This window comes from Arthrobacter sp. 18067, assembly GCF_902706295.1.
Lineage (GTDB): Bacteria > Actinomycetota > Actinomycetes > Actinomycetales > Micrococcaceae > Arthrobacter.
Genome location: NZ_CACSJJ010000129.1, coordinates 1 through 381 on the forward strand (window position 1 = coordinate 1; position 381 = coordinate 381).

The following is a 381-nucleotide window of genomic DNA, read 5'->3' on the forward strand; positions in this document are numbered from 1 at the left end:
GCACCAGGCAGTTGCAGTTTTTGATCAAACCGCTCTGCGGGTCGATAGCGCCGGGCAGGCCGACCCCAATCGAAAACGGGCGCTCGCTCCAGTCACTCACGGTCTCGATCAGGCCGAGCAGCTGGTGGATGAACGCCTCGTAGCTTTCTTTATGCGTTGGGCGGCGCTGGCGATAGACGCACTCGCCCTGGGGGGTGAGCAGAACGGCTTCCATTTTGGTGCCGCCGATATCTAAACCAAGATGTAGCATAGTTGCCTCAATACGGGATGGCGTAGGCTGCCCGCAGCCCCGGCGCAGCGCGACCGGGGCTGCAGGCTAACGGTGCCGGGTAAACGCTACGCCTGCAGCGGCCGTGAGCGATAAACGGCGTTCAGTTCGGC

The 381-nt window shown here is 62.5% G+C and carries 1 protein-coding gene; it reads right to left on the reverse strand.

What is annotated here, in order from left to right; all coding sequences use genetic code 11:
• Positions 1-250, reverse strand: a 250-nt coding sequence (locus tag GVL04_RS24410) for an ROK family protein (protein WP_159709191.1), incomplete at its 3' end; no start/stop codon positions are given.
• Positions 251-381: the final 131 nt, after the last annotated feature.